The sequence below is a fragment of the Gilliamella sp. App6-5 genome (assembly GCF_001690525.1).
GTDB lineage: Bacteria > Pseudomonadota > Gammaproteobacteria > Enterobacterales > Orbaceae > Gilliamella > Gilliamella apicola_H.
Window position 1 is genome coordinate 15,509 of the sequence record NZ_LZGT01000074.1, and the last position, 15,415, is coordinate 30,923.

19 protein-coding genes and 1 CRISPR repeat array are annotated in these 15,415 nt (G+C 33.0%); of the genes, 11 read left to right on the plus strand and 8 right to left on the minus strand.

The window, feature by feature from the left end:
* Window positions 1-125: 125 nt before the first annotated feature.
* Both A9G24_RS12725 and A9G24_RS08685 read right to left on the minus strand, forming a co-directional pair.
* Complete coding sequence (locus A9G24_RS12725; RefSeq protein WP_141673127.1) at window positions 126-320, minus strand: YbhB/YbcL family Raf kinase inhibitor-like protein; 195 nt, start codon at window positions 318-320, stop codon at window positions 126-128.
* 263 nt (window positions 321-583) lie between these two features.
* Window positions 584-1,192, minus strand: a complete 609-nt coding sequence (locus A9G24_RS08685) for a riboflavin synthase (RefSeq protein WP_065638658.1) — start codon at window positions 1,190-1,192, stop codon at window positions 584-586.
* Between the two features lie 310 nt (window positions 1,193-1,502).
* Here A9G24_RS08685 and crcB point away from each other — a divergent pair, with 310 nt between their 5' ends.
* Together crcB and A9G24_RS08695 are read left to right on the plus strand one after the other, a co-directional pair.
* A complete protein-coding gene (crcB, locus tag A9G24_RS08690) occupies window positions 1,503-1,880 on the plus strand; it encodes a fluoride efflux transporter CrcB (RefSeq protein ID WP_065638659.1) in 378 nt (125 codons plus the stop codon).
* A 104-nt stretch (window positions 1,881-1,984) separates the two neighbouring features.
* Complete coding sequence (locus A9G24_RS08695) at window positions 1,985-2,383, plus strand: cell division inhibitor SulA (protein WP_065638660.1); 399 nt, start codon at window positions 1,985-1,987, stop codon at window positions 2,381-2,383.
* A gap of 264 nt (window positions 2,384-2,647) precedes the next feature.
* On the opposite strand, the gene A9G24_RS08700 is transcribed toward A9G24_RS08695, so the two are convergent.
* Window positions 2,648-3,229 (minus strand): hypothetical protein, encoded by a 582-nt coding sequence (locus A9G24_RS08700; RefSeq protein WP_065638661.1) that lies wholly within the window; start codon window positions 3,227-3,229, stop codon window positions 2,648-2,650.
* A 116-nt stretch (window positions 3,230-3,345) separates the two neighbouring features.
* Complete coding sequence (locus A9G24_RS08705) at window positions 3,346-3,975, minus strand: TetR/AcrR family transcriptional regulator (RefSeq protein WP_065638723.1); 630 nt, start codon at window positions 3,973-3,975, stop codon at window positions 3,346-3,348.
* Window positions 3,976-4,155: 180 nt separating this feature from the next.
* Here A9G24_RS08705 and A9G24_RS08710 point away from each other — a divergent pair, with 180 nt between their 5' ends.
* From A9G24_RS08710 to A9G24_RS08740, 6 genes are all read left to right on the plus strand, one after another.
* Window positions 4,156-5,364, plus strand: a complete 1,209-nt coding sequence (locus tag A9G24_RS08710) for a Tm-1-like ATP-binding domain-containing protein (RefSeq protein WP_065638662.1) — start codon at window positions 4,156-4,158, stop codon at window positions 5,362-5,364.
* Between the two features lie 16 nt (window positions 5,365-5,380).
* On the plus strand, window positions 5,381-6,211 hold the full coding sequence (locus A9G24_RS08715) for a phosphoenolpyruvate hydrolase family protein (protein WP_065638663.1): 831 nt from the start codon (window positions 5,381-5,383) through the stop codon (window positions 6,209-6,211).
* A gap of 408 nt (window positions 6,212-6,619) precedes the next feature.
* Window positions 6,620-7,357 carry a hypothetical protein gene (locus A9G24_RS13070; RefSeq protein WP_218056273.1) on the plus strand — a complete coding sequence of 246 codons (738 nt, stop codon included), beginning with the start codon at window positions 6,620-6,622 and terminating at the stop codon, window positions 7,355-7,357.
* A gap of 445 nt (window positions 7,358-7,802) precedes the next feature.
* The gene (locus A9G24_RS08730; protein ID WP_065581793.1) at window positions 7,803-8,294 is read left to right on the plus strand and encodes a hypothetical protein; all 492 of its coding nucleotides are present in this window, start codon (window positions 7,803-7,805) and stop codon (window positions 8,292-8,294) included.
* A gap of 313 nt (window positions 8,295-8,607) precedes the next feature.
* On the plus strand, window positions 8,608-9,009 hold the full coding sequence (locus A9G24_RS08735) for a hypothetical protein (protein WP_065581792.1): 402 nt from the start codon (window positions 8,608-8,610) through the stop codon (window positions 9,007-9,009).
* Between the two features lie 9 nt (window positions 9,010-9,018).
* Complete coding sequence (locus A9G24_RS08740) at window positions 9,019-9,303, plus strand: hypothetical protein (protein ID WP_065638665.1); 285 nt, start codon at window positions 9,019-9,021, stop codon at window positions 9,301-9,303.
* A 130-nt stretch (window positions 9,304-9,433) separates the two neighbouring features.
* Here the strand turns inward: A9G24_RS08740 and A9G24_RS08745 are convergent, their stop codons facing one another.
* The 3 genes from A9G24_RS08745 to A9G24_RS08755 all read right to left on the minus strand — a co-directional run bounded on the left by A9G24_RS08745 (window position 9,434) and on the right by A9G24_RS08755 (window position 12,348).
* Window positions 9,434-10,324 (minus strand): DUF4261 domain-containing protein, encoded by an 891-nt coding sequence (locus A9G24_RS08745; protein WP_065638666.1) that lies wholly within the window; start codon window positions 10,322-10,324, stop codon window positions 9,434-9,436.
* Between the two features lie 92 nt (window positions 10,325-10,416).
* Window positions 10,417-11,298 (minus strand): DUF4261 domain-containing protein, encoded by an 882-nt coding sequence (locus A9G24_RS08750; RefSeq protein ID WP_065638667.1) that lies wholly within the window; start codon window positions 11,296-11,298, stop codon window positions 10,417-10,419.
* 138 nt (window positions 11,299-11,436) lie between these two features.
* Window positions 11,437-12,348 carry a LysR family transcriptional regulator gene (locus A9G24_RS08755; RefSeq protein ID WP_065638668.1) on the minus strand — a complete coding sequence of 304 codons (912 nt, stop codon included), beginning with the start codon at window positions 12,346-12,348 and terminating at the stop codon, window positions 11,437-11,439.
* A gap of 135 nt (window positions 12,349-12,483) precedes the next feature.
* Here A9G24_RS08755 and A9G24_RS08760 point away from each other — a divergent pair, with 135 nt between their 5' ends.
* Window positions 12,484-12,885 carry a DoxX family protein gene (locus A9G24_RS08760; protein WP_065638669.1) on the plus strand — a complete coding sequence of 134 codons (402 nt, stop codon included), beginning with the start codon at window positions 12,484-12,486 and terminating at the stop codon, window positions 12,883-12,885.
* 361 nt (window positions 12,886-13,246) lie between these two features.
* Here A9G24_RS08760 and A9G24_RS12865 read toward each other — a convergent pair whose 3' ends face one another.
* On the minus strand, window positions 13,247-13,399 hold the full coding sequence (locus tag A9G24_RS12865) for a hypothetical protein (RefSeq protein ID WP_176701184.1): 153 nt from the start codon (window positions 13,397-13,399) through the stop codon (window positions 13,247-13,249).
* Window positions 13,400-13,465: 66 nt separating this feature from the next.
* Window positions 13,466-13,795: direct repeats of the CRISPR family, unit length 29 nt; unit sequence TTTCTAAACCGCCTATACGGCGGTGAACA.
* 333 nt (window positions 13,796-14,128) lie between these two features.
* On the opposite strand from A9G24_RS12865, the gene A9G24_RS08765 reads away from it, so the two are divergent.
* Window positions 14,129-14,623: a GNAT family N-acetyltransferase gene (locus A9G24_RS08765; RefSeq protein ID WP_065638670.1), complete on the plus strand. Its 495-nt coding sequence runs from the start codon at window positions 14,129-14,131 to the stop codon at window positions 14,621-14,623.
* 44 nt (window positions 14,624-14,667) lie between these two features.
* A complete protein-coding gene (locus A9G24_RS08770) occupies window positions 14,668-15,399 on the plus strand; it encodes a rhomboid family intramembrane serine protease (protein ID WP_065638671.1) in 732 nt (243 codons plus the stop codon).
* Window positions 15,400-15,415 lie beyond the last annotated feature (16 nt).

Below are 15,415 nucleotides of genomic sequence, written 5' to 3' on the forward strand. Positions count from 1 at the left end.
CAAGAATTTCAATTTAAATTATAAGGATAAGTAATTATATCAACTGACTTGTAGGAATTATTCGCGATATTTACTGTAATCTAAAGAGAGGACACGGACCACCGTAATTTATCACGCCAAAATTATTACGTACTAATTCCTTTAGGCAATAAATTGGGATTATTTCCTGCTGATTGTTTAATAAACGAGGTTTGTACAGGAATATTAACAATCACCCAATGCCACCAACCAGAACCCGTTGGTGCATCAGGATCATACATAGTTAATACTAAACTTTTTGTCGCTTTGGGTAGATTTTGACATAAAATTTGCGGGGATATATTTTCACCTTAGCAACCAAATTGATTGGATATAAACCAAGCAGTAAACCCGTTATCGATAAGATCAGTGCTAGTTAATTGTAATTGTGTCGCATAACTGCAACTTGTGCTCAATAATAATGTACTATAAATAATGGCTTTCGCTTTGTACAAAATACGTATGTTAGCCTCTTTTGACTATTAAATAAAAGCCATCATAAGGAATTTTCAATCTATAATCGGCACAAATTAGCTTAAATCTGACACAAATTCGATTAATATTATCATTCTCTTGCTGCTAATACTCGTTCAACCGTATCAACAATGGCTTGAGTTTGTGAGTCAATTTCTATGTTGACTTTATCTCCGACTTTTTTAGCGTCTAATGTGGTAATTGCAAGTGTTTCAGGGATTAAATGGATATGGAAGTAATTATCGTTAACTTCACCAACGGTCAAACTAGCGCCGTCGATTCCAATAAAGCCTTTATATAATATATATTTGATAAACTGTGGTGGCAACTTTAACGCCATATGGCAGTTGGTTGCGGTTTTTTGAATATCAATAATGGTTGCGGTGCAAGAGATATGCCCAGACATCACATGTCCACCAATTTCGTCACCATATTTAGCGCTACGCTCGATATTGACATAATCATTGATTTTTTTATCACCTAATGTGGTCAATGCTAGGGTTTCTTCCATAATATCAAAAGACACGACATCTTTATCAAAACCTGTCACAGTTAAACAACAGCCATCATTGGCAATTGAAGCACCAATTTCAATTTTATCGGTTAATTGATGCGGTAATTTGACTTTATATGTTCTTAATTTATCTTGGTCTTTAATATCAATAATTTGACCCACGCCTTGTACAATTCCCGTAAACACAATATTCCCCTTTGCTATATCAATTTTTAATGGCTATTTTAGCCTAATCAAATCATAATTTCCTAATGATTAAATTAATTGTGTAGGCAAATAATATTAAGTTCTGCCTTTATTTATTATTATTCAATAAAAAAACAAAAATAAAACTTGGATAAAATGATATTCGTTTCTATCTTCTATCGTTATAATAATGACTAAATTTTTTGTTAATTAATGTGATGTTTACCTTAAAGTGTTAATTATTGTATGTAAAAAGTTGCATTTTATCTTAATGCGGTTAGATTTCGCTTTTGCTAATTAAGGATTATCTATGTTGAAACTTATTTTAGCCATTTCACTCGGATCTGTGGCGGGTGGTTTATTGCGTTGGTTTTTATCGCTTAAATTGAATATTATTGCTTTTGTAATTCCGCTAGGCACACTACTGTCTAATTTAGTTGCAGGTTATATTATTGGCTTTGCTATTGCTTTCTTTAATCACTCTAATCTTTCAGCCGAATGGCGATTACTTGTAATAACGGGTTTTTGTGGTGGTCTGTCAACCTTTTCAACCTTTTCAGCCGAAATTGTCAACTTTTTACAAGAAGGTCGAATATCTTGGGGATTGGCAACCCTATTTATACATGTAATTGGTTCTGTTTTAATGACTTTTTTAGGGATATTGTCATACCAATGGTTACGTTCTTAAAGTTGAATAGTTGTAAATAATATAAAAACCAATCAAAATAAAGTTTACAAGCGGGAAATACTGTACTAACATACACTGTATATAAAAACAGTATCGAGATTATTATGCTTATTGAACATTCAACACAACAACTTATAGCGATTAATTTTGAATCACCTTTTCAACAAGTATTACAACAACAACGTCCTTTATTAAAATCACTTAACAAAGCTAAAAAATGGCAATTGTGGCTTTCTAACCGACCAATGTTAAAGCGTTCATGGATTAATATCGCAGGTTTAGATAAAAACAAAGTTGTTCATCTAGCAAATTTAAATAACGCAAACTTAATATCAACTATTGAAAAAGCGTTACAAAACAAAACTTGCAGTTATGTGGTTGCTTGTATCAATAATCTTAATGAGCAAGACAAATCCCGCTTACAACAGGCGGTATCATCAAGCGACACCTGTCTACTTTTAGTACATGATGTACAAAGTGAATACCCTATTCAATATCACTAACTATAAGCATATTACTAGCCAAACAAATGTGCATTTTCAAATTTAGCAAGTAAAGTTAAAATGTTTAATAGCTATTAAAAATCAGAGCTGAGCACATTAAAAATGCTCAGCTTTTTATGATAGTCAAGTCATTAATAATAGTAATTTATAACAACAAGTTGGCTAATTTTTTTCGATCTACTTTTCCACTTCCAGTCATAGGCAGCAGATCAATTATTATCATTTTCGAGGCATGTTATGGCGAACTTTTTCTACACATAACTTTTAACAAGGCCCCATAATACAACTAATCATCATTAATGGAATAAAAACTGGCAATATAATTAAGCCTGCTACGTCACCTGTGATGTCCTCACTAGCTTTTATTTCATTTCTAGGTTTGACTAACACGGTAATGGGGGTTGGTAATAAATATTGATCAGATAGCGTATTTGCTTGCTTATAGGCATTTCCTTTTGTGCTAAATGACACTTGATAATAACCATCTTTTAACACCCATTCTGATTTATACTTCATTGATAAATTGTTATTGTTTAAAATTGTTTTTTCTGGGATAAGATTACTATACCTAGCAATAATTCCATCGTTTGCATTTTCTCGGAAAAAAGTGATAGATACTTTTTCAATATCATTTTTATATTCTGCTAAAAAATTACGGTAGCTTTTGAGCTTGTCTATCGCATCGGCACTTGTAAATTGATATGAGTATGTTTGTGATTCAGCAATAATACCTATTTTTTCATCACTCTTTAATTTGATAATGGTGTCACTACTGGATAAAATTTGCGTTTGCTTATGCACACAGCCACAAAGACAAAAAATCAGAATAAAAACAAGCTTTTTCATTATCGTTTTCCTACTTTAAACACGTGAATAAGGATTAATTTTCACAAAATCATTTATTTTTATAATAGCGTTAGCGATCAGCAAAATTAGGCTAACTAGCTATCATAGCACATCAATCAAATTTTCGACGCATCTTGTTTGGCTTGATTAATGATTGCTTTAGCTATCCATTGCGATAGTGATATTATAGACTGGTCATCAAGCTTCCAGATATCTTTGAGTACCATAAATATTTCAGAGCCATAAATGATTGAAATAGCATAAATTACTTTATCATAAAGTTCTTCAGGAAGTTCAGTTTTGAGTGGTAACAATATTGTTGAAAGGATTTCTTTGCGATTACCTCGCACCAATTTTTCGGTTTGTGGAGATAATGACGCTCGTTCCGTTGCCCATTGTTGTAATGAAACCCTTAGTGCTGCGCGTAATGCCCCTTCATGTTTTAACATTTGTGGAAAAGCAAAAGCTAAAAAATCATTAATACGTTCGTCTGCATTTTGTTTTTTTGATCGCCAACTAAAAATGGGTTCTAATGAACTTTCAACCACTGCTGTAATTAGAGCACTTTGTGTTGGAAAATAGCGGTATGCTGTTGCTCGGGATATACCAGATTTATCAGCTAGTTCAGTTATAGTGAGTTCACAGCCCTGTTCTAATGCTTCTAATGCAGTATTAATTAAACGTTCATAAGTTCGTTTTTTTACACCAGTATATATTGAGGAAGGTACTAAAGTCTTTTGGATCATTGAATATATATTTAATTTGTAGTAATCGTGAGCATGATACCGCATTTTATAAATTAGTTAAAATTTATCTTTTCACACAAAAAAATGAGACTTAAATCTCATTTTTGATATATAATGTATGACAATTTGTCATCCTTTTGTTACAAGTATTTACCTAATTAGCTTATTTGGGAGTAATAAATGGCATCATCTCGTACAATTTATTTAGTTACAACATTAGACACTAAAAGGGAAGAAATTGCTTATATCAAAAATCTTCTCGATCTGAAAAATCTTAACTGTAAAATTGTCGATATTTCTACACAACCTCATCAATTTAATCATTTAGCGGCTATTGCAGCAGAAACCGTTGCTAGTTACCATCCAAATGGTAAGCAAGCTGTTTTTTGCGGCGATAGAGGCAAAGCAATTGTTGCAATGGCTGATGCGTTCAAATTATTTTTGATGGCTCAAAATGATGTAGAAGCCATACTAGGTTTAGGTGGTTCTGGTGGTACAGCATTAATTACTCCTGCTATGCAATCACTTGCTGTTGGAATTCCTAAACTTATGGTATCAACAATGGCATCTGGCAATATTTCGGGTTATATCGGTGCAAGTGATATTGCAATGATGTATTCGGTTACCGATATTGCTGGAATTAATGTTATATCAAGAAAAGTTTTAACCAATGCGGCTAACTTTATTGCTGGCTCGGTTCTATTTAAAACCCAAGATACGATTGAAGATAAACCCGCAATTGGATTGACTATGTTTGGTGTCACAACGACATGTGTTCAATCCGTATCAGCTAAATTACACGATCAATATGATTGCTTGGTTTTCCATGCTACAGGTAGTGGTGGCAAAGCGATGGAAAAACTCGCTGATAGCCATTTATTGCATGGTGTGCTTGATATTACAACAACTGAAGTAGGTGATTATTTATTCGATGGTGTTTTAGCTTGTGATGAAGATCGCTTTGGCGCCATTGCCAGAAGCAAAATACCTTATATTGGATCGTGCGGGGCACTTGATATGGTAAATTTTGCTAGCCCAGATACTATCTCGCAAAAGTATCAAGATCGTTTGTTTTATTCACATAATCCACAAGTAACATTAATGCGAACAACGCCAGAAGAAAATAAAAAAATGGCCAATTGGATCGCAAATAAACTTAACCAATGCCAAGGTTATGTCACTTTTATTATTCCTGAAGGTGGATTTTCGGCTTTAGATATTGAAGGAGGTGCTTTTTGGTTACCAAAAGCTAATCAAGCATTTATTGATGAATTTGAAAAAATTTTTATCCAAACCGAAAAAAGAAAGTTAATAAAAACCCCCTATCATATAAATTCACCGCAGTTTTGTGATCTGATCATCAACGAATTTACAAAGGTAATGAAATAAATATTTGGAGAATATAATGAGTAGTCAACGAACTCAATTGTTAAAAAAATTCCACGATATGATTGCTAAAGGCCAACCAATTATCGGTGGTGGTGCGGGTACAGGATTATCAGCAAAATGTGAAGAAGCTGGCGGTATCGATCTTATTGTTATTTATAATTCTGGACGTTACCGTATGGCTGGTAGAGGTTCATTAGCTGGATTGCTTGCTTATGGCAATGCTAACGAAATTGTAATGGATATGGCTAAAGAAGTATTGCCAGTAGTCAAAAATACGCCAGTGCTAGCGGGCGTAAATGGCACGGATCCATTTTGTCAATTTGACCAATTCTTAGATCAATTAAAAGAAACGGGATTTGCTGGCGTACAAAACTTTCCAACTGTTGGGCTTATTGATGGTAATTTCAGAGCAAATCTAGAAGAAACAGGGATGGGATACGCTTTAGAAGTTGAAATGATTCGCAAAGCACATGCAAAAGATCTGCTTACAACACCTTATGTATTTAGCGAACAAAATGCTATCGATATGGCTAAAGCGGGCGCAGATATTTTAGTGCCTCATATGGGATTAACGACAGGAGGAAGCATTGGTGCAGAAACGGCATTGAAACTAACTGACTGTGTGCCGTTAATCAATCAATGGGCAAAAGCGGCTAAAGCAATTCGTCCAGACATTATTATTTTATGTCATGGTGGCCCTATTGCTACTCCAGAAGATGCTGAATATATCTTAAAAAATTGCCCTGATTGTAATGGATTTTATGGCGCAAGCTCGATGGAGCGTTTACCAACAGAAATTGCATTAAAACAAACGACAGAAAAATTTAAATCGATTCAACGACACTAACAATAATATAAGCAATAACGGTGCGACTTACACGTCGCACTGCTATTTTTTTAATAGTTGCGCGATTAATTAAATGCTAATTTGAGAAAATGTTATAATATCAATATCCACTCATATTTGTTATATAGTGACTTAGATTTAACAGAAACAAAAATCCTAACCATGGTAATCTATGCATAGATAGCGTTAACAAATTAGTAAATAGCAAAACTATCAATCAACTTTCAGTGCTATCTTCAATTTAAAATAATCGTTTAATAAAATTATTTAGATAATAAAAAATAAGATTAGCCTAACAATTCATCCCCAAAAAGATTAAAATTGATAAATATTATTGGCAAACTGGCGAATATTTTTACCGGTTCAGCCTTAAATTAATCACAAAGTAATAGTGCTAAGCAGGAACAGATGAATACTCCCCCAAAATGGTTAAGATTGTTAATTGATGAGAATTGCTCATTTGAACAGCTATTAGCCAAGCTTACGAAAGCCTTTAACTGTACATTCACTTATAAAAATGATAGTGGTATTGCTAAAGCTAAGTTAGGTGATTTTGCTATAATGATTCATGACAAAATTGATCGTATTTTTGACATCATTCTTAATCCATCTTATATTGTTACTTTTATGATTACAGAGGGTAAATATCCTAATTACCACGTTGAAAAGCATATTCAAACAACCTTAACCAATCATGGTATCACTTATCAACGCTCACAAGCCAAAGATCATGCCTATCCCATTGAACTTCCTTTTTGGCAAGCCCCCAACGATGATATTGTCATAAAATCCAAAGGCGATACATTAACCGCCTATTGCAAAATATGGTATAAACCTGCAAAGTATTCTAAATTTACGGGTATATTCGAGTTTTCTAATGTTTGGGCAATGCGTTTTGAACGAAACAAACAGTGCGCTTACTACAGTCATTGTGATAGCGATGATTTTAATTCTTGTTATTGGGTTATCCCTGAATCATCATGGCTTGAGCAATTAGTCAATGAACGACAATCTCATTTCCCTAATTGGCAACAATATGATCGCGGTGACTATTGGCATTATATTATTCAAAGCGATTCATTCTATGTAGAAGTCATTGCTAAACAGATCAAAATATCAAAAAAACAATTAAAAGGTATTTTTTAAGATAAAATGGCAATATATAAAGGTCAAATCATAACTTGATATTCAATATACTATGAATCATCTTAATTTTTTTATAAACAACTTTATAAAGAAAGATAAAAAACAACGATACCACTTTCTAATTAATGGAAAATGGCCGAAATTTGCCAATAACATCAAATATCTTGATAAACATTTGAATCACCATTGTGTAAGAATTGATAACAATGCTTTTGAAAAATTTACTCAAATTATAAAGCACTATACCATTAAATCAGGATATTATTATGATGCCTATACCAATGGGATGGAAATATCAACCCACTGTCTAAATAATATTCATGATGATAGTCTACTTATCTGCCCTGATAACAATATTGCATTCTATTTTCATCATGATAATTGGATATGGTTTTGCCAGATAAAACCTTGAGCAACATCATAGATAAAACAGGTAACCCAAAATATGCACTCATTTAATGATATAAATCAGTTTTTAACCGACTGCATTAATCTACAGGATAATTTATTAAATAAACTCTATTTATTAGCTAATCAGCCTAAAGCCGTTGAATTAATTAAAACACATTTAACCCAAAAGTTTGATCCCTTGTTATTACACTTGATCAAACAATTTCCAGAAGCAATCAAAATAAGCTTATTACCTGAAATTATCAACATTATGCAATATTTAGATGGCAATACAAAATTATGCCAAGAGATTATTTTAAGTATCAATACACAGTGGCTAGAAAAACATATTTGGAATTATATTACACCTATTTTAGGGCAACAGGATTATCAAACATTTGGTATATTGATGTATTTATTCAATTCATTTAGCCAGAAGTTATCAAAAAAATTGGCGATTTTAGCTTTACAAAGTGACGATAAAGATGTACAAGAAATCGGTGAGTTCTATTTATCAAATAATAGATGCCTTTTAGATGATGTTTGAAGTAGCTAATGATGCTAGTTGAGTGTGACAACATTTACATACGATAACTTTGATTATTTAGAGCAACTGCATGTCAGTATTCAAATATTTAAACGATAAGATAAGAAAACAAAACCCAATCACCGCCACGATTGGGAGCGCTGTACGTGGGGTTTGAGGCTTTGGCAGAAGCAGCCCATAGATGCTTAAACAAGTATAGGTGAAAAAATGGATGGCGTAAATGTTGATTTTAATATAAAAAACTTTCTTGATATGCTGATTACAACAGAATCGTTTTTTGAGTTAATTGTACAAAGTAAAAAAAGAGTTAATCATGCAGGGATTTTTTGATAGATTAATGCTTGGTGAACTAAAGGATGTAATGATCGCCGGCTATGTTGATTATGCTACTCTACCGATTTTTCACCCGCTTTATGATAGATTATATTTTATTATTGATGAAGTTATTTTTGAGTTATATCTCAGTGAAGCAGGTATTATACAATATAATGAATTAACAGAAATTAAAGCATGGTTTACTTTAGATGATGATGACCATTTTTCATTAATGTCAATTTATTCGCAATTATTCAAAACCGAGCAAACTGTAACTATCACCAAGATAACATACTCATCAATACCCTTTTCCTCAATGAGTATAAGTTACTTCAATGGCCAAGGCTGTGGTAATTTACTTTTTGACCCAAATCATTTTTTTGGTTTTACATTTTTATAAAGGTTATAAATGTTAGATATTATTGATTTTATTGAATCATCATATAAAGATAATCCAGAGTTAAAACACAAACTAGCATTAGTCAAAAAATTAATTACCTACTTGTCTGAACATGATATTGAAAGATCTGTTGGTGAGATTATACCTATCTTGGGCAGTAATACAGGTTATAGTGAATATCGAATCATTAATGACTGTGAATCGGATAACCCTTCCCTGTGGTCTGAGTACCAATATAATGGCGAAAAGGTAAGGCTGAATTCTGGCGATATTGTACTCACAATGAAAAAATAAATTTTTGATAATGGGTTAGCACTATCGATAAGTAAATTAAGCAATAAATTAAGTGATAAAATGAACATAAAAAATAAACACTCTATTGAAAAATAGACGTTTATTTTATTAGATTAATTTTGCTGGCAAGTTATGCAGTTGCATTATTGCTATTTATTTCAACCACCAAAACATGACCTTGATCTTTCAAAAAGTATTCATTATTTTCTGGAGCGCGTAATGACATCATTTTATTATCGCCTACCTCCATAGTATCACCTGGCATCATTGTTGCACCGCTATCACGTAGATACTCTAGGATATTACCAAACATTTCAAAATAATATTCCCCCTCATCATGGCTATTGGCTAATACAGCAAAATCAGGTAAGCCAAAAACATCCGCACCATAAGTACGCATCCATACCCCTTTAACACCTTCTACTTCATATTTCACAAATCCGCAAAAGAACGAAGGTAAGCAATGGCGTAAACTATCAATTCCACCTTTATCAGTAACCAATCCACGAATAGTACTTATTGGTAACGAAGAATGCCCATTTCCGTTAATCACGGCTAAAGCATTAAACTCCTCCAAACCAGCGGCTAAACGGGTTAAAGCTAGGTATTGCTCAAGTACATCTTGCTCATACCCAATATAATATAAAATTAAATGGCTATCATTATTTCGAATTTGCGCTTTGATATCCTGATTATAATGTGCAGGTGCAACACAAGTTTCTAAAGCCTCAGCAGGATATGGGGCATTGATTCCAAATAGCTTAATCACATGTTTTCCCCAACCAATTAAGAGATAACATCCATCATCTAACTGTCCAAATGGCTGTTGACATTGAATGTCTTTCATTGATGAATCTATATTGCGTAATTTATTTAATAAATTATCTTTCTCAAAACAAAATTGCCCTTTAAACACAACACCTAATGTTAATGGTTCCTTAATATCTGGATTTTCAACTAGTGCCCCATTAGTTTGTTGTGGCTGTGACTTTTTACCAAATAGACGTGAAAAAATATTCATTTATTCTTCCTTAATATTAAATTTTTCTAAAATCGATGATTATCAAGAGGATGTTAATCGTTATATCAATAAATCTGATTTATTACTGAAGATTACTCAACAAGGTATTCCATCACCAACACCATTCCACCATTTTGTAAAAAAGATTCTTGTGCTGATGGGCTACGTAATAACATTTTTTTGCCTTCGGTATCTTCTGTAGTGTGACCTGCTTGTATCGATGCCCCACTATCCCGCAAATAAAGCAATAAATTATTGAACATGTTCATATACTTTTCGCTATCTTCATGACTATTGGCTAATATAGCCAAATCGGGCAAACCAAAAGCATCTGCACCATAAGTACGCATCCATACGCCATCAAAATGGTCAACATTAAATTTCACAAATCCAATAAAAAATAGTGGTAAACAATTACGTAACAAATAGACTCCTTGTTGTTCATTTGCCAGTGCACTAGCAACATGTGTTGCTAAAATTTGATGAGCCTTTGCATTAATAAGCGCGCTCATATCGCAATGTTCAAATCCAACAGCAAACTGTGTTAAAGCAACATATTGCTCAACTAAATCATCTTCAAATCCAACATAGTATAAAATTACATGGCTTTGGTGATGAGAAACTTGTTGCTTAAATTCTTGCGTGTTTTGACTATTTTCAATACATGGCTGTAAAATTTCGGAAGGACAAGGGGCATTAAAACCAACAATTTTTATAATATGCTGCCCCCATGCCACAAGGGCATCAGCGCCATCAGTTATTTGTTCAATGGATGATGGTAAACGAATGTTTTTCATTGACGAATCGACTTTGCGTAATGTTTTTAATAATTTATGTCGATTAAAAGAGAGATTGTCATTGAATAGCACTACCAAAGATAGAGGATTTTCAATAGAAGAATTTGCAACTAAAATGTCATCCGATGGCCGACTTTTATTATCCCAACGACTAAATAGACGGGAAAATAGACTCATTTTATATTCCTTATTAAATTTATTTTTTTAAATTTATTGCCCCAATTTATTACCAAAATAATAAAAGGCTATTTAATGCATTTTTTGATATATTATATGTATATTACAAAGTATTTCAAACAATATGTAACCCATTTCTCAACAAACTAATCTTCGGTAATATTTAAGCTCACCGATTAAAAAATCGATTAAACAACGTGTTCGAAGTGGTAACAATTTACGGCTTGGGTAAATAGCATAAATATTCAAATCCTCGACATTATAATCTAGCAAAACACGAACCAACCTCTTCATTTTAATATCTTGACCAATAATAAAATCGGGTTGTAGTGAAATACCGCCATTTTGTAACATAATTTGGCGACAAGTATCGCCATTATTACAATAAATATTCGCTTTTAAATTAACTGAGTCATAAGTATTATCTTTGTAAAAATGCCATTGTTCTTTTTTAGCCCATTGGCTATACATAATAATTTTATGATTTAATAATTCATCAGGATGATTGGGCATGCCATATTTAGCAACATAATCTGGTGAAGCTGCTGCGATAATTTGTGTGGTTGCCAGTTTTCGACTAATTAGTGATGAGTTTTCTAATCGACTAATTCGAACAGCAAGATCATACCCCTCTTCAAGTAAGTCAACCACACGATCAGACAGTGTAATATCCAACTCTATATTGGGGTATTTATCGATAAATTTTTGCCATAAAGGCGCTAAATATAAAATACCAAAACTAACAGGTACATTAATGCGAAGCATACCTTGGGGACTTACTTTATTCATGCTTATTGCGTTTTCTGCCTCTATGGTTGCATTAATAATAGCTTTTGCTTGCAAGTAAAACGTTTGTCCTTCGTAAGTAATGACCATTTTCCGCGTAGTTCGTTGCAACAATCGCACTTGCAAACGATCTTCTAACGATTGAATACAACGCGACACAGCCTGCTTAGACATATTCAATTTATTTGCAGCCTCAACAAAGCTATTACAATCAACAACGGTTACAAATACTGTCATTTCTAATAATTTATTTGACCTATTCATCTAACTCCACCCTATTATTCCATTTTATGAGACAATAATTCACATATTACATTATTTATACATAAATAAATAACCATTAATATAAATACATAACTATCGAACAACGTTAATTTATTTACTTATAGGAACAATAATATGAAACCATATCAAACTGATATTGCATCACTTTTATTACGTATAGCGTTAGGCGCTATGTTTTTGGCGCATGGATTAACTAAACTCCTTGTTTTTACCCCTAATGGCACAGCTCAATATTTTGAATCACTGGGCTTGCCGGGATTTGTCGGTTATTTAACAATTGTTTTTGAAATTGGTGGTGGTGTGTTATTACTCTTAGGGGTTATAACTCGAATTATCAGTTCACTCGCTGTTATTCAAATGATTGTCATTAGTTTCATTCATTCAGTAAATGGCTGGTCATTTAGTAATGCCGGTGGCGGTTGGGAGTATCCTGCTTTTATGGCACTGAGTGCCTTTAGTTTGGCGTTGTTGGGGAGTGGTCGGTTTAGTTTATTATTTAAAGATACAAAGTATTAGTGGGATAAGATGAAAGTTATTTTTTGTTAGTACTATTTGTATTGGGATGTCGTGCAATTGTTTTTCTTTGTACTATGGTAGATACAAGTCAGTCGGTTGTCTTGGTGTGACTAAATCAAAAGCCATTCGCACCCAGTTAAAAACTAACAATCTAAAATGCGCATGTCACTGATTTAGCCATATTCCCTTAATTTCGTCCCTTTTGTTAGCAAGTTGGCATGACAATTTTAAATTGAAAACCTTAGGTGATGAAGTAAAAAGCAGTATTAACGTTTAATCTTACTATTTTGCATATTATGCCAAGCATTTAAACTGTAATAAATCAAATTAACACTGAAGTATTAAAGTGCACAGCAAACAGTTACAACATCGTTACACCAATTGCTTGGTTATTCTTATGAATAACTGTATAACATTTAGCTAAATCGGTGATGGTTATTTCTTCTTTATGATAGAGGCGCCATATCTCTTGTTTATGATAAGAAGTTAGTTTTGTTGTTTTATGTATCTTCATTACCGTAGTTTTTCTTAATTACTGTAAACAACGGGAATAATTCCTACACATAGTATATAAATTATTTTTCTAAACCGCCTATACGGCGGTGAACGGATCTAATAGATAACAGCATTACCGAACCATTTTCTAAACCGCCTATACGGCGGTGAACAAAATGCAAAATAATAGCTATGGCAGAACGCAATTTCTAAACCGCCTATACGGCGGTGAACATAAATAATGTCGAGGTGCTGATAGATGAATATTTCTAAACCGCCTATACGGCGGTGAACAACGAACTGATGAGTGGTTTAAGGCTAGATTATTTCTAAACCGCCTATACGGCGGTGAACTCATCAATGTATAAATCGAATGTCACAATCCATTTCTAAACCGCCTATACGGCGGTGAACTAGAAGCCAATATACTATAAAGCTTGTTTGGCAAAAGACAAATAAGATTTTTATTTTTAAAAACCCTTTTTTATCATCAACACTTAATTCTTTGTTTTTATTTACTTTTATTTATTGATAAAAAAAAGGGTTAGATGAATTTTTCATTTTTTGACAATGAGCAAATATTATTGTAAAAATAACAGTTAGGTAGAAAATTGATTTTATTTGTTTTTTATTTTCCCATAAACTATTGATACGTTGTATTTTCCTCACGATAAAAATATCCCTTATTGCCTACAATCAATAATAAAATTACAATAATTTTTCTTTAAACCACTTACAGCAAAAAAATATGATCACTTACCACGATGCTACATTAGAAGATTTACCATTTATTGTCGATGTTTATAATTCAACAATTGCTGGTCGCCAAGTGACTGCCGATACAGTGCCTGTTTCTGTTGAAAGTCGGTTGGAATGGTTTCACCAGCATAACCCTAAAAATCGTCCACTTTGGTTAATTAAATATCAAGATAGATCTTGTGGTTGGATTAGTTTATCTTCGTTTTATGGTCGCCCCGCTTTTTATAAAACCGTCGAGATTAGCTTATATCTTCATCAAGATTTTCGTGGTAAAAAAATTGGTCAATTTATGGTGAATAAAATCGAACAATTTGCCAAACAAGCTGGAATTGAGGCAATTTTTAGCTATGTGTTTCGACATAATTTACCTAGTGTTAATTTATTTAAAAAAATGCAATATCAACAATGGGGGCTTCTTCCAAAAATTGCAGAATTAGATAATGTTCAGCGTGATTTAATGATATGGGGTAAACGGTTAGATTAACCCACCTATTATCAATAAAATTCAACTATTCAAAAGGATTTTTAATGAGTACCTTAAATGATATTAAATATTACGCTAGTCAATCTAAAATCACCTCGACTTTAGTGCTGATAAATATCCTTTGCTTTTTTGTCTTCCGATTACTTGATAGTCGTGGTTTTTCGACGCTTTATGAAAATCACTTTCTGATTGATTGGGGTGCCGATGTTGCAATATTGACCTTTTCTGGCCAATATTGGCGTATGTTCACCAATTTATTTATGCATGTCGGTTTTACCCATTTAGCTATGAATATGCTGGCATTATGGAGCATTGGGCCAATTTTAGAAAAGCGTATCCCCCGCATAGCTTTTTTGGGTATTTATCTTTTTTCAGGTCTAGTGGGAAGCTTATCAAGTGATATAGCTACCATTAATCAAAATATAATCAGTTGTGGTGCTTCGGGTGCTATTTTAGGCATTATTACCGCCTTACTAGCTTATTGCTTAGTGTTTAAGGCTAATATACAAGAAATGCCAGTCAAAGCGATGCTGATCAGTTTAATTTTGACGGCAGGATTAGGCTTATTACCTTCGATCGACAATATGGCACATATCGGTGGCGCTTGCGCTGGGTTTGTGCTTGGTGGGCTGATTTCGTTATGCATTAAAACGTTCAAATATCCAAGCAAGTTAACCTTACTTATTATTAGTTTACTATTTATTGTTACGGCATTAGGGTTATATATAGTCTATATGCACTATGCTTTACCCAGTGATTATGATATTTACAATTAAAAACAAAAAGGCACTG